The sequence below is a fragment of the Rhodococcus sp. NPDC057297 genome, from assembly GCF_042667435.1.
Taxonomy (GTDB): Bacteria; Actinomycetota; Actinomycetes; order Mycobacteriales; family Mycobacteriaceae; genus Rhodococcoides.
This window is the reverse complement of record NZ_JBHUZE010000010.1, coordinates 1-21,449: the sequence shown is the minus strand read 5'-3', so window position 1 is coordinate 21,449 and position 21,449 is coordinate 1. Positions and strand designations below refer to the sequence as shown.

The window sequence follows — 21,449 nt, the reverse complement described above, 5'->3', positions numbered from 1 at the left end:
TAATGAGCAGCAACGTAATCGGACATTGGGTGGACGGTAAGCCGTTCGCCGGTACCTCCACCACCACCGCACCGGTCACCAACCCCGCCACCGGCGAGGTCACCGGCCAGCTCGCACTCGCCAACCTCGACGACGCACGCACCGTCATCGACGCCGCCGCAGCCGCCTTCCCCGCCTGGCGCGACACCTCCCTCGCCAAACGCACCCAAATCCTGTTCAACTTCCGCGAACTACTCAACAAGAAAAAAAGCGAACTCGCCGAGATCATCACCGCCGAACACGGCAAAGTCCTCTCCGACGCCCTCGGCGAAATCAGCCGCGGCCAAGAAGTCGTCGAATTCGCCTGCGGCATCCCCCACCTCCTCAAAGGCGGCTACACCGAGAACGCCTCCACCAACATCGACGTCTACTCCATCCGCCAACCGCTCGGACCCGTCGGCATCATCTCCCCCTTCAACTTCCCCGCCATGGTCCCGATGTGGTTCTTCCCCGTCGCCATCGCCGCCGGCAACACCGTAGTACTCAAACCATCCGAAAAAGACCCCACCGCCAGCATCTGGCTCGCCGAACTCTGGGAAGAAGCCGGCCTACCCCCCGGCGTCTTCAACGTCCTCCAAGGCGACAAACTCGCCGTCGACGAACTCCTCGAAAACAAGAAGATCAAATCGATCTCCTTCGTCGGCTCCACCCCCATCGCCCAATACGTCTACGCCACCGGCACCGCCAACGGCAAACGCGTCCAAGCCCTCGGCGGGGCGAAGAACCACGCCATCGTCCTCCCCGACGCCGACCTGGATTTGGCTGCCGACGCCATGGTCAACGCCGGCTTCGGCTCCGCAGGCGAACGCTGCATGGCCATCTCCGCCCTCGTCGCCGTCGGCGACATCGCCGACACCCTCGTCGCCAAAATCGTCGAACGCACCACCCCACTGGTCACCGGCGACGGCACCCGCGGCGCCGACATGGGCCCCCTCGTCACCCAAGCCCACCGCGACAAAGTCGCCTCCTACATCGACGCCGGCGAAGCCGACGGCGCCACCATCGTCGTCGACGGCCGCAGCGTCAAAGCCGACGGCGGAGACAACGGCTTCTGGCTCGGACCAACGCTCATCGACAACGTCAAAACCGACATGAGCATCTACACCGACGAAATCTTCGGACCCGTCCTCTCCGTCGTCCGCGTCGACACCTACGACCAAGCCCTCGAACTGATCAACAACAACCCCTACGGCAACGGCACCGCCATCTTCACCAACGACGGCGGCGCAGCCCGACGCTTCCAGAACGAAGTCGAAGTAGGCATGATCGGCATCAACGTCCCCATCCCCGTCCCCATGGCCTACTACAGCTTCGGCGGCTGGAAAAACTCGCTGTTCGGCGACACCCACGCCCACGGCACCGAAGGAATCCACTTCTTCACCCGCGGCAAAGCCGTCACCAGCCGCTGGCTCGACCCCAGCCACGGCGGCATCAACCTCGGCTTCCCCGAAAACAACTAACCCCCACGTGAGTGGAAATGTAGGCCTGGCCTCAAGAGCGGAACCCGCGGAGCGAGCAGAGAGCACCTACATTTCCACTCACGACGTTTTTCGTATCTGCCGTCGATATAGCAAACTGGTACCAGTGAACGCACAACTACAGCAGCTGAAGTCCCTTGTCCTCGATGCGCGAGGAGCCGTATTGGACAATGCTGTCGCCGAAACCGAAGGTTCCGAATACGGAGCTCATCACCTGACGATCGACGGTCTTTCCGTTCACTTCCGCGTTGCGCGGACCACGCCCAAGAAGGTCGGCCAGTTCGTGACGTTCTGGAAGCGCGCGACCGGCGATCAGATCGAGCCCTTCGACGTACGTGACGATTTCGATCGTCTGATCGTCGTCACGTGGACGCCGAAATCGTACGGCTACTTCGAGTTCCCCAAGCACGCGCTGTCCGAGCACGGCGTGCTCACGGTGGGGACCACCGAAGGCAAGCGCGGTTTCCGCGTCTACCCCGAATGGGACGAACCGAACAACAGGTCCGGCGTGGCCGCGCAGACCTGGCAGCTCAACTACTTCTCCGACCTGTCCGACCAGATCTGACTGCCCATCGACGGTCCGGTGAGTCGTGCCCGCGTCGCTCACACCGAGACCTAAGGTTGTTCGCGATGAAAACGATTTCGCGAACTGCTGCGGCACTGGCCGCAGCTGCGGTCCTGTTCGTGGCAGCCGGCCCGGTTGCTGCGCAGGAACCCGACCCTCCCGTCGAGACCTCGACCCCGTTCTCGACGCCGAACACCGACGACTGCCCGCACGCGACGTCACCGCCGCCTGCCATCGATCTGTCCGAGGTGCCGAAACCCGGGGAGACCGCGCCCACGCCGCTCCCGGTTCCCGCGGACGCAGTGGGCGGTGAACAACTCGGTTACTGCGGCGTGGTGGTGCCGGACGGTGCACCCGCTCTTCCCGAGGACATCTCCGCGACGGGTTGGGTTCTGTCGGATCTGGACTCGGGTGACGTCATCGCTGCGAAGGACCCGCACGGCCGGTACCGCCCGGCAAGCACGATCAAGATCCTGCTGGCGTTGGTCGCCCTCGACGAGCTCGACCTGAACACCACCGTGGTCGCCACAGCCGAGGACGCGAATGCCGAGGGCAGCGCCGTCGGCATCGGCAAGGGCGGTGTGTACAGCAACTTTCAATTGATGCAGGGGCTCGTGATGGCGTCGGGCAACGATGCTGCGCACGCGTTGTCCGCTCAGATGGGCGGCGACGACGCCACGGTCGCCAAGATGAACGCCAAAGCGCGGTCTCTGGGCGCGCTCGACACACGCACGGCGACGCCGTCCGGTCTGGACGGCCCTGGAATGTCCAGTTCTGCATACGATCTCGCGTTGTTCTTCCGTGCGGCGATGGAGAACCCCACGTTCGCTCGGTTGATTTCCACCGAGACCGTTCAGTTTCCGGGCTTCCCCAAGGATCCGAACATCCCCGACGACATCGACCGTCCCGGATTCACCCTGTCGAACGACAATCAGCTTCTGTACAACTACGACGGGGCCGTGGGCGGCAAAACCGGATACACCGACGACGCACGCCAGACGTTCGTCGGAGGCGCCGACAAGAACGGCAGACGCCTTGCGGTCACCATCATGAAGGGCGACGTACTGCCGATTCGTCCGTGGGAGCAGGCAGCCAGGCTGCTCGACTACGGCTTCGCGCTACCGCCGGGCACGAGTGTGGGAACGCTGGTGCCGCCGGAGTCGGTACGAGAAGTCACCAGCACACGCACGGCCGCGCCGACTCTGGCATCGCCGCCGGACACCCCGAGCGCGGCCGGCGAACGGGAGACGTCCCTCGAGGAGGGTGGTGACACTGCGATACGAATCGGCATCGCCGTCGTGGGCGGGTTGGTGGTGATCGGGCTCCTGCTGTGGGCTCGGCAACTCAACCGGCGTCGCTGAGGTCAGCGTCTGCGGTTGAAGAACCCGAGCCCGACGGCGGCCAGTGCACCTGCGCCCACGAGTGCAATTCCGCCGCCCAGGGTCGGGCCCTCGTTGACTTCCACCCGTGTGTTGATGACGGCCGGTTCCGGCGGCGGGACGTAGGCCAGCGCCATGCTCTCTCGGGTGGTCGCGGCGAATGCCGTGGCGAACAGGATGAATCGCGATGTCGTGAACACGAATACGAGCAGACCGATGATGGGGCCGAAGACGACTCCGGCGGGACCGTTGGTCACCGACGCGAGGTAGATCGCGGCGATCTGCTTGAAGATCTCGAAGCCGACGGCTGCGATCAAACCGCCTTTGACCGCGCTGCGGAGCGGGACGGGCTCTCTCGGCAGCCTCGAGATGACCCACGTCATCACCGCCCAGGTCGCGGCCAGCGCCAACAGCACCGACACGACGCGCAGCAGGATCCCGACACCCGGAGCCTGGTCGAGATTCGCCAGTTCCAGCAGACTGCGCATGACGGACCCGCCGTTCAACGCCGACAGGCCCAGCGACAGGGCGAGCGCAAGCCCGAGGCCGACGAGTGCCGCGAAATCCTTCAGCTTGGTCGCGAGAAAACTTCCCGGCTCGTGCACGAACTCCCACATCGCCGTCAGCGCCTCGCGCAGATTGGCGATCCACCCCAGTCCTGCGTAGAGCGCACCGAGCAGACCGATGATGCCGACGCTCGTTCTGGACTCGACGGCGGTGTCGATCAAGGAATTGATGGTCTCGCCGAAGCTTCCCGGAACGTTCTGCGCAATCTGGTCGCGGATCTGATCGAGCCACTCAGGCTGACCGACGAGGACGAACCCGGCTGCGGCGAACGCGACCATCAGCAACGGAAACAGCGCAAGAACGCTGAAATAGGTCATGCCTGCCGCGTAGTAGTCGCCCTTCTGGGCCTGGTACCGGGTTGCCGCGCGGACCGTGTGGTCGAACCACGGCCATTTGTCACGACGGTCTTGCAGAATTGCTGCGAAGTCAGGAACGACAATCACCCTCTTGGAGTCGGGCCCCCGCTGTCAGTCCCCCAGGCTGTCAGAGAAAGCGTCAGTCAGGAGAGCGGAGCCAGGAACCCCACCCGGTCGTACACCTGCGCCAACGTGCGTGACGCTACTTCCCTAGCCCGATCCGCGCCGTCGGCGAGGATGCGGTCCAGTTCGGCAACATCGGACATATACCCGTCGACGCTTGCCTTAAGCGGTGTGACGAACTCCGTCAGTACATCGGCCGTGTCGGATTTGAGGTCGCCGTAACCCTTGCCCTCGTACCCGGATACGAGGTCCTCGATCGACCGGTCCGACAGGGCGGATTGGATGACGAGTAAGTTGCTGACGCCCGGCTTGTTATCGGGGTCGAACAGAATGTCGCGATCGTTGTCCGTGACCGCCGATCGGAGCTTCTTCGCCGTCACCTTGGGGTCGTCGAGGAGGTTCACGATGCCCGCCGGGTTGGATCCGGACTTGCTCATCTTCGACGTAGGCTCCTGCAGATCGAAGATCTTGGCCGTGCCCTTGATGATGTGGGCGTCCGGCACGACGAACGTCTTCTTGAAGCGCGTGTTGAAACGCTGCGCGAGGTCACGGGTCAACTCGAGGTGCTGACGCTGATCCTCCCCGACAGGAACGAGATTGGGGCGGTACAGCAGGATGTCGGCGGCTTGGAGAATGGGGTAGGTGAACAGGCCCACCGTGGTCTGGTCGCGACCTTGTTTCGCCGACTTGTCCTTGAACTGCGTCATTCGTCCTGCTTCACCGAAACCGGTGATGCAGTTGAGGACCCACGCAAGTTGCGCATGTTCGGGTACCTGACTCTGCACGAACAGTGTCGAGCGCTTCGGGTCGATTCCTACTGCCAGCAACTGCGCCGCAGCGATACGGGTGCGGTTTCGCAGCGCCTTGGGGTCTTGGGGGACGGTGATGGCATGCAGATCCGGGATGAAGTAGAACGCGTCGTAGTCGTCCTGCAACGCCACCCACTGACGCACCGCACCGAGATAGTTGCCGAGATGGAACGAATCCCCGGTCGGCTGGATCCCGGACAGAACTCGCTGACGCGGGCCCTGTGGTGCATCGGTGGGTGAAGGAGAAGACATGCTCCTGATCTTTTCACGCCCGAGCACGAGCATTCTTCTCAGGTGTTACCGGTACCGGACCGTGACAGGCGCGTGATCGGACCACCGTTGGTCGTAGGCCTCGGCACGTTCGGTGACCGCCTCTTTGGCCCGCTCTGCGAGCGACGCCGTTGCCAACTGGTAGTCGATACGCCAGCCCGCGTCGTTGTCGAATGCCTTCCCTCGGTATGACCACCAGCTGTACGGCCCGTCGACCTCTGGGTGCAGCGCGCGCACGACGTCGGTCCACGGTGCCTTCTCCGTCAGCAGGGCCGAAACCCATTCACGTTCCTCCGGCAGGAATCCGGAATTCTTCCGGTTGGTCTTCCACGCCTTCAGGTCGGCCTCGGTGTGGGCGATGTTCCAGTCTCCGCACACGACCACGTCTCGATCCGCGGACTTCGCTGCTTTCGCGGACTTGGCGAGGTACTTGGCGAACGCCGCCATGAACCGTTCCTTCTCCTCCTGGCGTTCGGTACCGACTTCACCGGACGGTAGGTACAGGCTCGCGACGGACACATCACCGAAATCGGCCTCGATGTAACGTCCGGATTCCTCGAACTCCTTCGCTCCGATCCCGACCCGGATGGCATCGGGCGCCGTGCGGGACAGGATCGCCACACCGTTGCGCCCCTTCGCCGACGGTTCGGCGGAGGCCAGGTGCCAGCCAGCGTCCAGTGCGGGGGCGAGTGCCTTGGTGAGTTCGCCGTCGTTCGCACGGGTTTCCTGCAGACAGATCACGTCCGCGTCGGTGGTCTCGAGCCACGGCAACATGCCTTTCCTGGCTGCCGCGCGTACTCCGTTTACGTTGACTGTGGACACGGTGATAGTCACGTAGGGCACCGTAGCCGACACCACCGACAGACCTGGAATCTATCGACGTCGACGTTTACGGCCTCCGGGCTTGACACCGGGCCGGGGCTTCGACGGTGCGGCCACCGTGGCGTCGGCCTGCTTCGTTCCGTCGTCCGCGTCGCTGACTACCACTGCGGCGCCCGCAGCGAGGGAGTCGATGCGTCGGTAGACCACATGCTGCTGAACATAGGTCCAGAGGTTGTTGCTGACCCAGTAGAGCAGCACGGCAATCGGCAGAAATGGACCGCCGAGCAGTACGCCTGCGGGAAACACCCACAGCGCCAGACGGTTCATCAGCGCCGTCTGCGGATTGGCGCGCGCAGCGTCGTCCTGTCGAGCGATCGACGCACGGGAGTTGAAGTGCGTGGCAATACTGGCCAGCACCATCAACGGCATCGCCACCATCGCGATGCCGATCACTGTCGGTACACCGCCGAACGGTGCGAACGCCTCCAGTGTCGCCGCCCCGCTGTTGATCGCGGCGGAGATCGGTGCACCGAAAAGCCTTGCGTCCAGGAACGATTGGACATCTGCGGCGCTGAAGAAGTAGTTCGCGGTGTTCGCGTTCTCCTCCGGCGTCATTCCCAGTTGCCCGATACCGGTGCCGGTTCGGTTGAAGGAGCGGAGCACGTGCAACAGCCCGATGAACACCGGTGCTTGCACCAACACGGGTAGGCAGCCGAGCAGCGGATTGAATCCGTGCGCTTTCTGCAGCTTCTGCATCTCGGCGGCCTGCCGCGCGCGGTCACCGCTGTACTTCTTCTGCAACGCCTTGATCTCCGGTTGCAGTTTCTTCATCGTGAGCTGGGTCCGCACCTGGCTCACGAAGGGTTTGTAGAGCACGAGCCGGAGGGTGAACACCAGGAACATCACGGACAAAGCCCAGGTGATCCCGTTGTCCGGTCCGAGGACCGAGCCGAACACGGTGTGCCAGACCCAGAGGATTCCGGACACGGGGTAATAGATGAAATCGAGCATGAGAGCACCTCTTCGAGGGAGTCGGTCGATGAACGTCACGACCGATCCCGGCAGGACTCGCCGACGGGAGTGGAGCCTGCAGGAACGACCCAGGCAGGGGGCGGGAGTGGAGCCTCCAGGAACGACCCAGGCAGGGGACGGGAGTGGAGCCTGCAGGAACGACCCAGGCAGGGGACGGGAGTGGAGCCTGCAGGAACGACCCAGGCAGGGGACGGGAGTGGAGCCTGCGGGAACGGTCAGGTCATCGATCCGGGTGCTCTCGGCATGGGGCGCCCGGGTGCATCAGGGCGGTGTTGGCGACGGAATCGTCCGCGCAGACGTCGCTCTTCCGCTGGTGGACCCGGCACCCGGGTTCGGTCCAGTCCCACTGTCGCGTCGACCGCGCCGATCGCGGCGAGCGTCGCCGCAGCGATCCCGAGCAGTAGGCCGCCGACCGTCGACGGGTCGTCGAAGACGGCCAGCAGCAGCAGTACGGTGACGACGAGTGAAACGACGATTGCGCGCACGAGAACTCCCCGGGGTGAACGAACTTCTTTCGGCAGAAGGGGTTCGGGGACAGAGTCGCAGACGCGAGCGTCGCTCAGTGTGCCCCCACCGGTGCGCCCGGCGCTCTGGGCATGGGGCGGCCCGCTTCGTCGGGCCGTTGCTGACGGCGGAACGATCCCCGGCGCCGGCGTTCCTCTCCCCCTGGTCCGTGTACGACGCCGAACAGGGCGTCGAGCACGACTCGCCTTGCCGCCGACGACGCGAGCGCCACGGCCACGGCGGTGACGACCAGCCCGAAGGCAACTGTCGTCACGGCGGTGTCGGGAAGGACGGCGAGCATCAGGAGTAGGACGAGGTATGCCGAGACTGCACTCAGGTACCGCATTGCCGTCCACCCCTTCCGTTCGACTCGCCGGTCGCCAGCGTATCGCGTCCATCCGATCACGCGCAGTTCGCGCCTCCGGGACCACGCCCGTCGAGAGCTGCAGCTCGGTCCTCGGCCAGGTTCCATTCCGTCCACTTCACGGTTGCAACGACGTCGGAGAGCACGCAACTGCGATAGGGCTCCGGCAGGCGGTCGAGCTCCGGTGCCGCATCCGCAGAGAGGCTTCGGAGGTACCGTGTGTCGATCGTGCCGGTGTCCTGGAACCGTTCGACGCTGTGCCGGGCGACGTACGCGTCCGGATTCAGCGCAGCGAGGGAAAGAACCGCGCCGACGACAGCGACCCCGACAGCTCGCGGCAGCCATTTCCCCGCCATGCCGATTCCGGCGACCATGACAAGCACGAACACCGCTCCCAGCAGAACCTCGACGACCGTGACGAACAGACGAAGCGTCGTGTACCCGTATTGACGCTCGTACAGGGACATACGGTGCAAGGCCGAGGCCACCACCACGAGGGCGAGGACGCACAGCACGCCGAGAACAACCCTCAGATACGTCCGCTGGGTACGAGTGTCTCGCGGCGCCGCGCGAACGACGGTAGCCAGTACCAGAAGAGTCAGAGCCGTCACTGCCAGCAACTGCCAGAACCCTTGACGGGCGTACTCGGCATTGGTGAGGCCGTCCGTCGTGCGTACGTGGCTCTGACCGCCGAACAGTGTTGTCATCTGAACTGCCACGAACAGAGCGAACACTCCGACGAGAGCCGCGACGGGCACCATCCACTCCCAGAGCGACACCGACGACTTCGCCTGCCGTGCGAGCAGATCGAAGCGCGGTCGGTTGACCGCCAGATACGCCGCGCCCAATGTCGCTGCGCCGACGAATGCGAACACGAGGATGCGTGTCACAGCCCCGCCGAGATCCCAGTCGGGAGTCGCCGCGTCGACGATCTTCTCGAACGTCGGGTCGGCTGCGGCGAAGAGCGCGCCGAACACGATCACGAGCACCACCGTCGAGGCGACGACGGCGGCCAGTCTGCGCGGGTGGGCACGGTCGGTGTCCAGCTGCCGTGCACCGGTGGACGCCCATCTCCACGTACGGACCGGCAGCAACACCGGAGCCAACGTTCCCAGCCCGAGCCCTCGCCAGGTCCAGGAGCCCGACAGCACAGCCGCGGCAACGAGGATCGACGTCCATGTGCACAGCGCCACCAGCCACTCCGCTGCGCGGACGGTCGCGACCGATCCCAGTAGAAGCACTCCGCTCGCACCGGTGAACTGCCACGGTGTAGGCCTTTCTCGCAGCGCGAAGGCGACTGCGGCGACGACGGCGGCCGTGGTGATGGAGTATCCGACGCCCTGTCCTCCGAGAACCGATGCTCCCACCACACCTGCGGTCATCGCGGCGATCAAAGCCTTTCGCGGCGCCGACGCATGGCGGAGCACCGGCCACACTCGCGGGGACCACGGTGACCATCGACGCGTTGACCGGTTGTGCGGCGGAACGGCCGGAGCAGGCCCGGTGGAAGTGGACTCCGGTGTAGCGATTACGTTCATTTTCCCTTACCTCACAGTTGTTCTGGGCAGGACTTGGAGCGACGACACGCGTGTGCGTGCGCCGTGAGTGAATGTGGTTCTCGTGTGGGACCGGGCAGGGTTCAGTTCTGCGGAAGGCACACCCGGATGTGGCACCCCGGTGATCTGTCCAGGACTTCTATGGTGCCGCCGTGCAGTTCGGTCGCCCACCGGGCGATCGCCAGACCGAGTCCGGTTCCGCCGCCTGTGGCACCACCTCTGGTGAACCGATCGAACACCGAAAAACGTTCGGAGGGTGAGATTCCCGGACCGTCGTCGGACACCTCGATCCTGACCCCTTCCGATGCCGGCTTCGCGGACACTGTGACGGAGGAGCCTGGAGGGGAATGCTCGACGGCATTGCTCAGCAGATTCGTCACGATCTGCTGCACTCGTGACCGGTCGGCGGATATCTGCAGCTGGTGCGGCGTCACCACGACGCGCACCCGCCCGTACTCCGACGCCACCGCGACGAGGAAGTCGTGCACACCGAATCTTTCCGGCCGCAGTGGGAGCACTCCCCCTTCGAGCCGGGACAGATCCAGCAACTCGGTCACCAGGTCACCGAGCTTCTCCGTTTGACGCAGTGCCACGTTCAGCGTTGCAGGATCGGGCTCGCTCACGCCGTCGACCATGTTCTCCAGCACCGCACGAAGTGCCGCGATCGGCGTCTTGAGTTCGTGGGAGACGTTTCCGATAAGCTCACGCCTGTACGTGTCGGCGGCTTCGAGATCAGCGGACATCGTGTTGAAAGCCTCGGCGAGTTGGCCGACCTCGTCACGCGAGCTCGCACGCACCCGCGTCGTATAGTCCCCTCGTGCCATTGCGCGGGCCGCGGCCGTCATCTCTCGCAGCGGTGAAGTCATACCGTGCGCCACCAATTGCGTTGCTGCGATGGACACCACGAGCGCGGCCAGCAGCGTGTAGCGGAACTGCCAGCTCGCACCGATCCAGAACGTCACGCTGGCCAACAGCAGAACGATCCCCACGATCAGAGCAACCTTTAGTTTGAACGACGTCAGCGAGTCCAGCGGTCGCGGCAATCGGACAAGCGGGATCGGAGCCCTCATCGTGGAGTCTCCAGCGCGTACCCGACGCCGTGAACGGTGCGGATCAGCGTGCCGCCGAGCTTGCGGCGCAACGCTTTCACATGACTGTCCACGGTCCGACTGCTGGCAGAATCCTCCCAACCCCACAGTTCGGCGAGGAGGGTGTCGCGGGCGACCGCAGCGCCGGGTCGAGCCGACAGGAATGCAAGGATGTCGAATTCGGTTCGGGTGAGGTGAATTTCACCGTCGGGTCCGCTCACGCGTCGCGCATCGTGGTCGATTCGAAACGCGCCGAGCGTCATCGCCGCCGTCGCCGTCGATACCGCGGTGGTGCGTTCGGCGCGACGAAGGAGTGCGTGCACCCGCGCGACGACCTCGCGCATACTGAACGGCTTGGAGAGATAGTCGTCGGCGCCGACGCCGAGTCCGACGAGCATGTCGGTCTCGTCCGACTTCGCGGTCAGCATCAGCACCGGAATCGGACGGTCCGCCTGGATCCGTCGGCACACCTCCAGGCCGTCGAAACCCGGCAGCATGACGTCCAGAACCACGACGTCCGGCTTCTCGCGGGCACAGACCTCGACCGCCGACGGTCCGTCGTGCGCCGTCACCACGCCGAAACCTTCGCCGCGGAGTCGTGCGGCCAACGCGTCGGAGATCGTGGGTTCGTCGTCGACGACCAGCACTGTGCGGTTCATGATGTCGACCCTAGAGCCCGAACATGGAGGAGTCCGTCGGGAAATGTGGAGGTTCGGTGAAGATCCGTCGGGCCGCGTGAGCGACGCGGGACGCGGCTCGATGCGCCCACATTAGGGTCGGCTACCCTTACGGATCTGAACGAGGCCCGACAGAACTCGAGCCACGTCACTCCCCCTCCGAAAGGCACCCTCATGGCCGAATCCACGCGACTGCTCCGGTGGGCCGCCGCCGCGGCTGCTGCAGCACTTCTGCTGTCCGCTTGCTCGAGTTCGTCCGGCGACACAACGAGCACTCCCACCAGCGGCGCGGAGTCGAGCGGCGCGTTTCCGGTGACCGTCGACCACGCCTTCGGCGAGACGACGGTGGAATCGGAACCGCAACGCGTCGTCTCCGTGGGTTACACAGAGCAGGACACCCTTCTCGCCCTCGGCGTCACTCCCGTCGGAATCACCGAGTGGTACGGCGAGCAGCCGTACGCCACCTGGCCGTGGGCACAGGACGCGCTCGGCGACGCACAGCCAGAGGTGCTGGACAATTCCGACGGATTTCAGTACGAGCGAATCGCCGCGTTGGACCCCGATCTGATCATCGGTACGAACGCGGGTCTCGACCAGGAGACCTACTCGAAGCTCAGTGAGATCGCCCCCACCATTGCTCAGTCCGGTGAGTACACCGGATTTTTCGAACCGTGGGATGTTCAAGCTCGCAGCATCGGCACCGCTGTCGGTAAGAAGGACGACGTCGACAATCTCATCTCGGGCGTCGACGAGAAGTTCGCGTCCGCGAGGTCCGAGCACCCGGAGTTCGAGGGAACCAAGGCGATTTTCCTTCAGAACGCCTTCTACGACGGCGACGCCATCGCCTATCAGAACGGCTTGAGCACGGATTTTCTGACCGACCTCGGGTTCGCCGTGCCGTCGGACATCGATGAATACGCACCTGCGGACGGCAGCGGCCAGGCATACATTCCGCTCGAGAACCTGTCGGTCCTGGATTCGGCCGACGTGCTGCTGTGGGCCACCGAGAAGCCCGAAGATCGCACCGCACTCGAGCAGGAGCAGGTGTATCGGAACCTCGAGCGGGTGAAAGAGAACAAGCTCGTGTTCACCGATGACGTCACAGCAGGCGCGATCTACTTCACCAGCGTCCTGAGCCTGCCGTACGTGATCGACAAGTTGGTCCCGGCCTTCGCCGGCACGCTCGCGGGGGACGGCGCAGCCACCACCACGAGCTGAACGATCTCGGCCTGGATCAAGCAGCGCGAGCGTCGGTCCGACGCTGCATCCACATCGCGGTGGACAGAACGGCGAGACCTGCGACGGCCAGGATCGCACCTGCAGCCGCGGGCGCCGTGTAGCCGAAACCGGCGGCGATGACGGCACCACCGAGCGCAGCACCGATTGCATTGGCGAGGTTGAACGCCGCGTGATTGAGCGACGCCGCCAGTGTCTGAGCGTCCTCGGCGACGTCCATCAACCGGGTCTGCAGTCCGGGGATCACCGACGAGCCCGACGCGCCGATCAGGAACACCAGGATCAACGCGCTGATCGGGTTGTGTGCGGCCAGAACGAACGCAGCCAGGAACACGGCCATCGATGCCAGCCCGAAGAACGTTCCCCTCAGCTTGAAGCGGTCCGCGAGCCATCCGCCGAAGTAGTTGCCGGCTACCATGCCGAGGCCGTAGATCATCAGCGCGACCGGCACCAGAGTGCGTGCCAGTCCCGCGACGTCGGTCAGCGTCGACGAGATGTAGGTGTACACGGCGAACATGCCACCGAAGCCGACCATGCCGACGAACAGCGTCATCCACACCTGGCTTCGGCGAAGTGCACCGAGCTCGGTGATCGGATTGGTGGTCGGCATGCCGTCGAGACGAGGCATCCACATGATCAAGGCTGCGACGGTGAGGGCACCGATCACGCCCACGACGGCGAACGCACTGCGCCAGCCGAGGAGTTGCCCCAGCCAGGTGGCTGCGGGAACACCGACGACGTTGGCGATCGAGAGTCCCATCATGACCATGGCGACCGCTTTGGCCCGCTTGCCCGGCTCGGCAAGATGCGCCGCGACGAGAGCCGCGATGCCGAAGTAGGCACCGTGAGGCAAGCCGGCAACGAACCTGGATGCGACCAGTTCGTTGAAACTGGGAGCGAACACGGTGCCGAGGTTGCCCAGGGTGAACGCCACCATCAGAGCGATCAACAGTGCTCGACGCGGAACCCGCGCGGCCAGGGTTGCAATCGCAGGCGCCCCGACGACGACGCCGAGGGCGTACGCGGAGATCATGTGACCGGCCGACGGCTCCGAGATTCCCATGCTCGACGCCACGTCGGGAAGCAGACCCATCGACGCGAACTCGGTGGTCCCGATGCCGAACCCACCGATGGACAGGGCGAACATCGCGAACCGCCGCCGTGTGGAGTGCGGACGGTTACTGGTACTCAGACCGTGCGACACCTTCGAACGCACGGCGCCGACATTTCTGGCGAGGGCGGAATCGGTGACAGACACGGCACTACGACCTTTCGGGTTTTCGGAATCGATCAAGAAGATAAAGGACGAACTCAGTCGGCAACGTCCGAGGCATCGATTCTCATCCCCCGCACAAGCAAATTTCGAATCCTCGGGCGGTGATTGTGCTCACGCCCTAGTCCAATGAACATTCCGCAGGCGGGTTGTGCCCGGACTCCTTGTTTCCCGAATTCGATCGCACCGCTAGGATTCACGCCAGGTCATGAGTGCCAGCATCGAGCCCCGGCTTGCTGGCCGGCAACCCTCCAACCGCGGTGGGGTGCCCCGGGTGAGAAGACCTGGTTAGTCGGCTGCGCGCACGCGTGGCCGTCGAGCAAGCGCGGGCCCGCCACGGTGATGTCACATGATGTCGGCGGGCCCACTGACCGGGACTGTCCGATGCGTCGGCGGCCCCAGGAAGAGGTTGATCATGTGTTGTTGTACCGATACGCCCCGCCCCGGCTCTTCCGACCAGAGCCGATTCGAAACCTGATCATCCTTCGAAGACGGAGTTATCACTCACATGACCGACAACACCCCTGACGTCGTGGACGCCACCGGCGCCCCCATCGAAGACCCCACTGCTTCGTGGGCATTCGAGACCAAGCAGATTCACACGGGTCAGACCCCGGACGGTGCGACCAACGCGCGCGCTCTGCCCATCTACCAGACCACGTCGTACACGTTCGACAACACCGATCACGCCGCCGCGCTGTTCGGGCTGGCAGAACCGGGCAACATCTACACCCGCATCATCAACCCCACCCAGGACGTGGTCGAGCAGCGCATCGCTGCTCTCGAGGGCGGGGTCGCCGCCTTGCTCCTGGCTTCCGGTCAGGCGGCCGAGACGTTCGCGATCCTCAACCTCGCGGAAGCGGGCGACCACATCGTCTCCAGCCCGCGTCTGTACGGCGGAACGTACAACCTGTTTCATTACACGCTCCCGAAGTTCGGCGTGCAGGTCACGTTCGTCGAGGATCCGGACGATCTGGAGCAGTGGCGCGCAGCCATCACGCCGAACACCAAAGCGTTCTACGGCGAGACCATCTCCAACCCGAAGAACGACATCCTCGACATCCCCGGCATCTCCGCGGTGGCGCACGAGAGCGGGATTCCGCTCATCGTCGACAACACCGTCGCGACGCCGTATCTCATTCAGCCGCTGAAGCACGGCGCGGACATCGTCGTGCACTCGGCGACGAAGTACCTCGGTGGGCACGGCACCGCCATTGCGGGCGTCATCGTCGACGGTGGCACCTTCGATTGGACGCAGGGACGCCACACCAACTTCACGACCGCCGACCCCAGCTACCACGGCGTCGTGTTCGCGGACCTCGGCGCTCCGGCGTTCGCGCTCAAGGCCCGCGTCCAGTTGCTGCGTGATGTCGGTGCGGCTGTGTCTCCGTTCAACGCGTTCCTCATCAGCCAGGGGTTGGAGACGCTGAGCCTGCGCATCGAACGTCACGTCGAGAACGCACAGAAGGTGGCGGCGTTCCTCGAAGCGCGGGACGAGGTGGAGTCCATCAACTATGCGGGCCTGAAGTCGTCGCCGTGGTACCGCCGCGGCCAGGAACTCGCCCCGAAAGGGCAGGGCGCCATCATCGCGTTCGAGCTGAAGGGAGGCGTCGACGCCGGCAAGAAGTTCGTCAACGCGCTGAGCCTCCACAGCCATGTGGCTAACATCGGTGATGTGCGTTCACTTGTCATTCACCCCGCCTCGACCACACATTCGCAGTTGACGCCGGAGGAGCAATTGGCCTCGGGCGTCACTCCGGGCCTGGTCAGGCTCGCTGTTGGCATCGAGGGGATCGACGACATTCTCGCCGATCTCGAAACCGGATTCGCAGCGGCGGCATCTTGACCATCGGCTCCGTGCACGACGTCCGTCCGGCCGCGGGATTCCCGCCGCCGGACGGACGGCTCGGCAGTATCGACATCGGCCCGCTCGATCTCGAGAGCGGTGCCTCGCTCCCCCAAGTGAGCGTTGCGGTGCAGCGCTGGGGTGAGCTCGCACCCGGACGCGACAACGTGGTTCTCGTCGAGCACGCTCTCACCGGCGATTCGCATGTCAGCGGACCCGCCGACACGGATCATGCGTTACCTGGCTGGTGGAACGGGATGGTCGGACCCGGCGCACCGATCGACACCGACGAGTGGTGCGTCGTCGCATCGAACGTCCTCGGTGGCTGTGGCGGAACGACGGGCCCCAGCTCGCTTGCCGAGGACGGTAAGCCCTACGGCAGCCGATTCCCCGGCATCTCCATTCGCGACCAGGTTGCGGCCGAGGTCGCGCTCGCGGATGCACTCGGCATCCAACGCTTTGCTGCCGTCGTCGGCGGTTCCATGGGCGGCATGCGCACTCTGGAGTGGATAGTCGGCCATCCCGAGCGTGTCGGCGCCGCTCTGGTACTCGCCGTCGGCGCCCGCGCCACCGCGGATCAGATCGGCACGCAGACCACTCAGATGGAAGCGATCGCGTCGGATCCGGACTGGCAGGGCGGTGATTACCACGGCACGTCACGATCCCCTCGCGCTGGACTGAAGATCGCTCGGCGCATCGCGCACCTGACGTATCGCACCGAGAGCGAGCTCGACCTCAGGTTCGAGAACAACCCTCAGGGCGACGAAAACCCCTGGAACGGTGGCCGGTACGCCATCGACAGCTACCTTCAGCACCAGGCCAACAAGTTGGCCGACAGGTTCGACGCCGGCACCTACGTGTTGCTCAGCGAAGCGATGAACCGGCACGACATCGGTCGCGGACGAGGAGGGGTCGACGCCGCGCTGGCGCTGGCCACCGTGCCGACCATCGTCGGCGGTGTGGATTCCGACCGGTTGTATCCGCTGCGTCAGCAGAAGGAAATCGCGCGCGGTCTACCGGAGTGCCGTGGACTCGAAGTCATTCAATCCCGAGACGGTCACGACGGCTTTCTCACCGAAGCCGGGGCCGTCGCGAAGCTGCTCGGCGAGACGATGCAGCACGCACGCGCCGCTCGCAGGGTCTGAGCTCACGAGTCGACCGACTCGGTGCGGTGCTCAGTCCGTACCGAGTGGGTCGATCGAGGACGACAGGAAGACAATGGCGCCGCCCACCAGCGCAAGGGCGGACACATCGAAGCCACGGCTTCGTACCGCGAGCAGCCCCACGCGGTTTTCGGGAACGCACAGCCGGAAACCCGCCGCGAGAAGAGTTGCCACGCCCAGCACGAAAGACCCGCGACGCCACCTGTCCGCAAGAACGAGCAGGAGCGCGGCCGCGAGGACGACCATCACGGCCAGTAGCGGTAGGTTCTTGCGGATCTGAGCGCCCATGCGACGTCAGACCGTCGCCGCGAGGTCTCGCTCGGCACGTTCGACGACGTTGGACAGCAAGAACGCGCGAGTGAGCGGTCCGACGCCGCCAGGGTTCGGTGAGACGAATCCCGCAACGTCCGCGACACCCGCAGCGACGTCGCCGCGCAGACCGTCCTCGGTCCTGCTGACGCCCACGTCGAGGACCGCAGCACCCGGCTTGACCATGTCGGCGGTGATGATGCCTGGCACTCCAGCGGCCGCGATGACGATGTCGGCGCGCGACACCTCGGCGGCAAGATCACGAGTTCCGGTGTGACACAGCGTCACTGTCGCGTTCTCCGACTTGCGAGTCAGCAGGAGTCCGATCGGGCGGCCCACCGTCACACCACGACCGACGACAACGGCATGGGCTCCATCGATCTGCACGTCGTACCGACGCAATAGATGCACGATTCCGCGCGGCGTACACGGCAGCGCCGCGTCCTTGCCCAGAACCAGACGCCCGAGGTTGATCGGGTGCAGGCCGTCGGCATCCTTGTCCGGGTCGATGCGTTCGAGCGCTGCGTTCTCGTCGAGATGCTTCGGCAACGGGAGCTGGACGATGTACCCGGTGCATGCCGGATTGGCGTTGAGCTCGTCGATGACGCCTTCGAGATCCGCCTGGGTGATGTCGGCGGGGAGATCGCGTCGAATCGACGTGATGCCGACCTTCGCGCAGTCGTTGTGCTTGCCCCGCACGTAGGCAGCCGAACCCGGATCATCGCCGACGAGCACCGTCGCCAGGCCGGGAACGATGCCGTTCTCCCGTAGGGTCCGAACCCGCTCGGTGAGATCGACGAAGATCTCGTCGCGGGTCGTCTTACCGTCCAGAATCGTTGCAGTCACGACCCGTATTGTTCCAGGTCTGTCACTGGCCGATTTCTCACCCCTCGACAGCCAGTCCCTGCGCTTGCGCGTAGGCCACCGCCTGGGTGAGCTCGATCTTCGCACCGACGAGCGAGGTCCCCACCCAGAGTGCCCCGTCCACCCTCGACCCACGCAGATCCGCGGCGTCGAGTTTTGCGCCGGTGGCCCGGGCACCGGAGAGATCGACCGACACGAGCGTCGCCTTGCGCAGGTCGGTGTTCACGAGGTTGGCCTCGACGAATCGACATCCCGTCAGATCCACTCCGCGCAGGTCGGCGCCGCCAAGGCCTGCCAGGGTGAAGTCGACCTCGTCGAACGTCGCGGGCCGGAGCCGACAATCGACGAATGTCGAGCCCATGAACGTCGAATTGCGAAAAATGGAGTGCAGCAGATTGGTTCGAGTGAACGTACAGGACCGGAAGGCCGCATCGCGGTGAACCGATTCGGTCAGATCGGTCCCGGTGAAGTCGCACTCGGTGAACACCACGGACGTCGTCTCCAGTCCGCTGAGGTCCGCATCCCGGAAGGTGCAGGCAACGTAACTTCGGCTGTTCCACTGTTGCCGATCGAGTCTGCTGTCGGAGTAGTCCTCGCCGATGATCTGTTCCTCGTCCACCTGCACCATCCTTCCCCGACGCGTGGTGGCAGAGTGAGCCGGGTGTTTCGACTCATGTTCTTCGAGCCCCGGATTCCTCAGAACACCGGCAACGCAATTCGCCTCGTCGCAGGCACGGGGTGCGAACTCCACCTCGTCGGCCCGCTGGGCTTCGACATGTCCGAGCCCAAACTCAAACGAGCGGGACTCGACTACCACGACCTCGCATCGGTGACCGTGCACGAGAACCTCACCGCAGCCTGGGAGGCACTGAAGCCCGATCGTGTCTTCGCGTACACCGCTCACTCGACGCGATTCCACACATCCATCGACTACCTCCCCGGCGACGTCCTGCTCTTCGGCCCCGAACCGACCGGGCTCCCCGACGACGTCCTGGCCGACGACCGCGTCACCGACCGGTTGCGCATTCCGATGATCCCGGGGCGGCGATCGTTGAATCTCGCGAACTCGGCCGCCGTCGTGATGTACGAGGCATGGCGTCAACACGGATTCGACGGGGCGGTGTGAGTCCGGCACTGCTCACTCCAGTACGGCACGGCTCATTCCAGTCCGGTACTGCGTCACCGCAGACTGACCGCCGATTCATTCCCGAGGCGCGGCGCTGCCTTCGCGCTCCTCGGTCCCCACGTCCTCGATCCCCGCGTCCTGAGTCCCCACGCCAGCCGTGTCGTCGCTGTTCTCTTTCTCGACTGTCCGGCGCGGCCGGACTGCACGCACCGTCCGCACCAGCGCGTAGACGATGCCCGCTCCCACCGCGAGCGCACCCAGCCACGGAATCGCGCGGCCCACGGCAACGATCCCGTCCCCTATCGCGTCGATCAGCGAGTTCCACCCGGAGATCAATCCGTCGAGGAAATTGTCGGGCCCGGGCGACGGCGTGACGTCGTCGGTGCTGAATTGCACTGTGATGGTGGACAGTTCCACTTGGTCGGCAAGGTAGCTGCGTTGCGAGACCAACCCGTCGAGCTCGCCTTGCCTGCTCGACAGCGCCGATTCCGCTTCGATCAGATCGGCCGTGTTCGTCGCACCGGCGATGAGTGCACGCAACCGATCGACCGACGCCCCAAGAGCCGCGATCCTGGCGTCGAGGTCCTGATATTGCATGGTGACGTCGTCTCGAGTGATGCTGACGCTGGTGACCTTGCCGAGGGCCGAGATCTCGTCGACGGTCACGGTCAGCTCGGCCGCCGGAATCCTGGCGGTGATGGAACTGCTGGCCGTCGAATTCTCCGTCGCGGGATTCTCGGTTCGATTGTCGATGCGCCCTCCGGCGCTCTCCACCACGCTGACCGCATCGCGTGCAGCGTCGACGGGATCGTCGGCGGTGACGAAGATCTGGCCCGTCACAACCTCTTTGCGTTCGACGGGCGAGGGCGCCTGCTCTCGCACCGCTCCGCCGGAGTCCGGCGCGAGCGCGACACCGGGCGAGGTGAACGACGAATCCGCCGCCGGCGGACCCGCTGGACCGTCGGACGACCCGCTGCATCCGGCGAGAACCACCAACGCTCCGGCAAGAACGACGACAAGACTGCGCTTCATCTTCGAAGATGCTAGAGCACCATCGACATGCGCAAGGCGGCCACGACATCGAAGGTGACGAATCGTTACACCCATTGGGAACATTCACTGATGACCTGACGCCCGAACCGGGGTACGGTGTGCCGCATCGACCCGTTTGCAAGATTCCGTGAAGGAGCCCCCCTGTTGTTCGCTGTTCCGTCTTTCTCTCTGCTCCGCCGCTCGCCCCAGGATGGCTCCTCCTTCCGCTCCAGTAGTCGAATGTCCCGTGCCGCAGCAGCTTTCGCTGTCGGCGGCGGCATCGTCGCTGCTGGTTTCGCAGGCGCCGGCGTGGCCTCCGCGGCACCGGTCACGTGTGTGTCCCCTCCGTCCGCGAACGACATCCAGGTCGATGGTTACGCCAGCTGCGGCGCCACCGCTCAGGACGCGTCACGCGCTACCGCAACCGCGACCGACAGCGGCACCGCCGTCAGCGTCGCCGAGGGCGCGGGTAGCACCTCCACGTTGGCAACCGGCTACGGCACGGCACTCGGAGCCTCGCGCGCCGGAGGCACCGCATACGCCGGAGCCATCGGCGGCGGAATCGCGCATTCCTGGGCGGACAACGGCGGAACCACCATCGCCATCGCCGGTTGGGGCTCGGGAGCAACCGCCGAAGCCGCAGGCGTCGATTGCGTCGGCCAGTGGTCGCTCGCCCTCAACCTGTCCTCGGGCCAGTTCTGCGCGTTGGGCAACTGACGCCCACCGACACAGTCGTCGTGAAATCCCGCCACCGTCGTCGGTTGGCGGGATTTTTCGTCGAGATACACGCCTCCGCCGCAACGAGCTACGACCAAAGGTAGTACCCGAGCCGTTACGGGTTTACGATGACTCCACTCGCATCTTCAGGAGGACTGTGTGACTGCCCTAGCGCCTAGGCCTACTCCCGCTGTGACGGCGGCTCGGCCTTTTCCGCCGCGGATGGGACCTAAGGGTTCGTTCGTTCACAAGGC

At 64.9% G+C, this 21,449-nt stretch carries 22 protein-coding genes and 1 riboswitch; of the genes, 8 read left to right on the top strand and 14 right to left on the bottom strand.

All coding sequences use genetic code 11. The annotated features are described in order from the left end of the window. Window positions 1–2 precede the first annotated feature (2 nt). The 3 genes from ACFULT_RS23320 (at window position 3) to ACFULT_RS23310 (ending at window position 3,443) form a co-directional block, all read left to right on the top strand. On the top strand, window positions 3–1,499 hold the full coding sequence (locus ACFULT_RS23320; protein WP_378482685.1) for a CoA-acylating methylmalonate-semialdehyde dehydrogenase: 1,497 nt from the start codon (window positions 3–5) through the stop codon (window positions 1,497–1,499). A 124-nt stretch (window positions 1,500–1,623) separates the two neighbouring features. Next, a complete protein-coding gene (locus ACFULT_RS23315; protein ID WP_019667975.1) occupies window positions 1,624–2,082 on the top strand; it encodes a MepB family protein in 459 nt (152 codons plus the stop codon). 65 nt (window positions 2,083–2,147) lie between these two features. Further along, window positions 2,148–3,443: a D-alanyl-D-alanine carboxypeptidase family protein gene (locus tag ACFULT_RS23310; RefSeq protein ID WP_378482684.1), complete on the top strand. Its 1,296-nt coding sequence runs from the start codon at window positions 2,148–2,150 to the stop codon at window positions 3,441–3,443. Between the two features lie 2 nt (window positions 3,444–3,445). Here ACFULT_RS23310 and yhjD read toward each other — a convergent pair whose 3' ends face one another. From yhjD to ACFULT_RS23265, 9 genes are all read right to left on the bottom strand, one after another. Then, window positions 3,446–4,471, bottom strand: a complete 1,026-nt coding sequence (gene yhjD, locus ACFULT_RS23305; RefSeq protein ID WP_378482683.1) for an inner membrane protein YhjD — start codon at window positions 4,469–4,471, stop codon at window positions 3,446–3,448. A gap of 56 nt (window positions 4,472–4,527) precedes the next feature. Continuing rightward, window positions 4,528–5,568 carry a tryptophan--tRNA ligase gene (gene trpS, locus ACFULT_RS23300; protein ID WP_094719123.1) on the bottom strand — a complete coding sequence of 347 codons (1,041 nt, stop codon included), beginning with the start codon at window positions 5,566–5,568 and terminating at the stop codon, window positions 4,528–4,530. Between the two features lie 45 nt (window positions 5,569–5,613). Next, on the bottom strand, window positions 5,614–6,420 hold the full coding sequence (locus ACFULT_RS23295) for an exodeoxyribonuclease III (RefSeq protein ID WP_080733030.1): 807 nt from the start codon (window positions 6,418–6,420) through the stop codon (window positions 5,614–5,616). Between the two features lie 39 nt (window positions 6,421–6,459). Beyond that, window positions 6,460–7,419: a membrane protein insertase YidC gene (gene yidC, locus ACFULT_RS23290; protein ID WP_378482682.1), complete on the bottom strand. Its 960-nt coding sequence runs from the start codon at window positions 7,417–7,419 to the stop codon at window positions 6,460–6,462. A gap of 236 nt (window positions 7,420–7,655) precedes the next feature. Next, window positions 7,656–7,925 (bottom strand): DUF6412 domain-containing protein, encoded by a 270-nt coding sequence (locus tag ACFULT_RS23285; protein WP_037111276.1) that lies wholly within the window; start codon window positions 7,923–7,925, stop codon window positions 7,656–7,658. 74 nt (window positions 7,926–7,999) lie between these two features. Beyond that, window positions 8,000–8,290 carry a DUF6412 domain-containing protein gene (locus ACFULT_RS23280; RefSeq protein ID WP_241483824.1) on the bottom strand — a complete coding sequence of 97 codons (291 nt, stop codon included), beginning with the start codon at window positions 8,288–8,290 and terminating at the stop codon, window positions 8,000–8,002. 56 nt (window positions 8,291–8,346) lie between these two features. After that, window positions 8,347–9,846 carry a DUF4153 domain-containing protein gene (locus tag ACFULT_RS23275; protein WP_378482681.1) on the bottom strand — a complete coding sequence of 500 codons (1,500 nt, stop codon included), beginning with the start codon at window positions 9,844–9,846 and terminating at the stop codon, window positions 8,347–8,349. Window positions 9,847–9,947: 101 nt separating this feature from the next. Continuing rightward, on the bottom strand, window positions 9,948–10,934 hold the full coding sequence (locus tag ACFULT_RS23270) for a HAMP domain-containing sensor histidine kinase (protein ID WP_037111285.1): 987 nt from the start codon (window positions 10,932–10,934) through the stop codon (window positions 9,948–9,950). Then, window positions 10,931–11,611: a response regulator transcription factor gene (locus ACFULT_RS23265; RefSeq protein ID WP_037111286.1), complete on the bottom strand. Its 681-nt coding sequence runs from the start codon at window positions 11,609–11,611 to the stop codon at window positions 10,931–10,933. The genes ACFULT_RS23270 and ACFULT_RS23265 overlap by 4 nt, the downstream gene beginning before the upstream one ends. 192 nt (window positions 11,612–11,803) lie before the next feature. On the opposite strand from ACFULT_RS23265, the gene ACFULT_RS23260 reads away from it, so the two are divergent. After that, complete coding sequence (locus ACFULT_RS23260; RefSeq protein WP_378482680.1) at window positions 11,804–12,847, top strand: iron-siderophore ABC transporter substrate-binding protein; 1,044 nt, start codon at window positions 11,804–11,806, stop codon at window positions 12,845–12,847. Between the two features lie 16 nt (window positions 12,848–12,863). Here the strand turns inward: ACFULT_RS23260 and ACFULT_RS23255 are convergent, their stop codons facing one another. Beyond that, on the bottom strand, window positions 12,864–14,012 hold the full coding sequence (locus ACFULT_RS23255) for an MFS transporter (protein ID WP_378482770.1): 1,149 nt from the start codon (window positions 14,010–14,012) through the stop codon (window positions 12,864–12,866). Between the two features lie 330 nt (window positions 14,013–14,342). Continuing rightward, window positions 14,343–14,470: riboswitch (SAM riboswitch) on the top strand. Between the two features lie 176 nt (window positions 14,471–14,646). Between ACFULT_RS23255 and ACFULT_RS23250 the strand changes: the two genes are divergently transcribed. Beyond that, on the top strand, window positions 14,647–15,984 hold the full coding sequence (locus ACFULT_RS23250) for a bifunctional o-acetylhomoserine/o-acetylserine sulfhydrylase (RefSeq protein WP_094719120.1): 1,338 nt from the start codon (window positions 14,647–14,649) through the stop codon (window positions 15,982–15,984). Continuing rightward, window positions 15,981–17,129: a homoserine O-acetyltransferase gene (locus ACFULT_RS23245; protein ID WP_037111292.1), complete on the top strand. Its 1,149-nt coding sequence runs from the start codon at window positions 15,981–15,983 to the stop codon at window positions 17,127–17,129. Before ACFULT_RS23250 ends, ACFULT_RS23245 begins: the two co-directional genes overlap by 4 nt. Window positions 17,130–17,159: 30 nt before the next feature. On the opposite strand, the gene ACFULT_RS23240 is transcribed toward ACFULT_RS23245, so the two are convergent. From ACFULT_RS23240 to ACFULT_RS23230, 3 genes are read right to left on the bottom strand one after another with little or no spacing between them, the layout of a single operon-like run. Beyond that, a complete protein-coding gene (locus ACFULT_RS23240; RefSeq protein ID WP_037111295.1) occupies window positions 17,160–17,435 on the bottom strand; it encodes a DUF3017 domain-containing protein in 276 nt (91 codons plus the stop codon). A gap of 6 nt (window positions 17,436–17,441) precedes the next feature. After that, window positions 17,442–18,302, bottom strand: a complete 861-nt coding sequence (locus ACFULT_RS23235) for a bifunctional methylenetetrahydrofolate dehydrogenase/methenyltetrahydrofolate cyclohydrolase (protein ID WP_193748931.1) — start codon at window positions 18,300–18,302, stop codon at window positions 17,442–17,444. A 37-nt stretch (window positions 18,303–18,339) separates the two neighbouring features. After that, a complete protein-coding gene (locus tag ACFULT_RS23230) occupies window positions 18,340–18,948 on the bottom strand; it encodes a pentapeptide repeat-containing protein (RefSeq protein ID WP_094719121.1) in 609 nt (202 codons plus the stop codon). A gap of 33 nt (window positions 18,949–18,981) precedes the next feature. Between ACFULT_RS23230 and ACFULT_RS23225 the strand changes: the two genes are divergently transcribed. After that, a complete protein-coding gene (locus ACFULT_RS23225) occupies window positions 18,982–19,446 on the top strand; it encodes a tRNA (cytidine(34)-2'-O)-methyltransferase (protein WP_170945129.1) in 465 nt (154 codons plus the stop codon). Between the two features lie 75 nt (window positions 19,447–19,521). On the opposite strand, the gene ACFULT_RS23220 is transcribed toward ACFULT_RS23225, so the two are convergent. Then, the gene (locus ACFULT_RS23220; protein WP_378482679.1) at window positions 19,522–20,478 is read right to left on the bottom strand and encodes a DUF4349 domain-containing protein; all 957 of its coding nucleotides are present in this window, start codon (window positions 20,476–20,478) and stop codon (window positions 19,522–19,524) included. A gap of 240 nt (window positions 20,479–20,718) precedes the next feature. Here ACFULT_RS23220 and ACFULT_RS23215 point away from each other — a divergent pair, with 240 nt between their 5' ends. Further along, a complete protein-coding gene (locus ACFULT_RS23215) occupies window positions 20,719–21,195 on the top strand; it encodes a DUF6764 family protein (RefSeq protein WP_019667995.1) in 477 nt (158 codons plus the stop codon). The last annotated feature ends 254 nt before the right edge of the window (window positions 21,196–21,449 follow it).

Bases quoted from the DNA above. Each gene is read 5' to 3' on its own strand.
- ACFULT_RS23320 (WP_378482685.1), top strand. From the start codon at position 3: ATGAGCAGCAACGTAATCGGACATTGGGTGGACGGTAAGCCGTTCGCC.
- ACFULT_RS23310 (WP_378482684.1), top strand. From the start codon at position 2,148: ATGAAAACGATTTCGCGAACTGCTGCGGCACTGGCCGCAGCTGCGGTC.
- trpS (WP_094719123.1), bottom strand. From the start codon at position 5,568: ATGTCTTCTCCTTCACCCACCGATGCACCACAGGGCCCGCGTCAGCGA.
- yidC (WP_378482682.1), bottom strand. From the start codon at position 7,419: ATGCTCGATTTCATCTATTACCCCGTGTCCGGAATCCTCTGGGTCTGG.
- ACFULT_RS23280 (WP_241483824.1), bottom strand. From the start codon at position 8,290: ATGCGGTACCTGAGTGCAGTCTCGGCATACCTCGTCCTACTCCTGATG.
- ACFULT_RS23275 (WP_378482681.1), bottom strand. From the start codon at position 9,846: ATGAACGTAATCGCTACACCGGAGTCCACTTCCACCGGGCCTGCTCCG.
- ACFULT_RS23270 (WP_037111285.1), bottom strand. From the start codon at position 10,934: ATGAGGGCTCCGATCCCGCTTGTCCGATTGCCGCGACCGCTGGACTCG.
- ACFULT_RS23265 (WP_037111286.1), bottom strand. From the start codon at position 11,611: ATGAACCGCACAGTGCTGGTCGTCGACGACGAACCCACGATCTCCGAC.
- ACFULT_RS23260 (WP_378482680.1), top strand. From the start codon at position 11,804: ATGGCCGAATCCACGCGACTGCTCCGGTGGGCCGCCGCCGCGGCTGCT.
- ACFULT_RS23255 (WP_378482770.1), bottom strand. From the start codon at position 14,012: ATGTTCGCCCTGTCCATCGGTGGGTTCGGCATCGGGACCACCGAGTTC.
- ACFULT_RS23250 (WP_094719120.1), top strand. From the start codon at position 14,647: ATGACCGACAACACCCCTGACGTCGTGGACGCCACCGGCGCCCCCATC.
- ACFULT_RS23240 (WP_037111295.1), bottom strand. From the start codon at position 17,435: ATGGGCGCTCAGATCCGCAAGAACCTACCGCTACTGGCCGTGATGGTC.
- ACFULT_RS23230 (WP_094719121.1), bottom strand. From the start codon at position 18,948: ATGGTGCAGGTGGACGAGGAACAGATCATCGGCGAGGACTACTCCGAC.
- ACFULT_RS23220 (WP_378482679.1), bottom strand. From the start codon at position 20,478: ATGAAGCGCAGTCTTGTCGTCGTTCTTGCCGGAGCGTTGGTGGTTCTC.
- ACFULT_RS23215 (WP_019667995.1), top strand. From the start codon at position 20,719: ATGTCCCGTGCCGCAGCAGCTTTCGCTGTCGGCGGCGGCATCGTCGCT.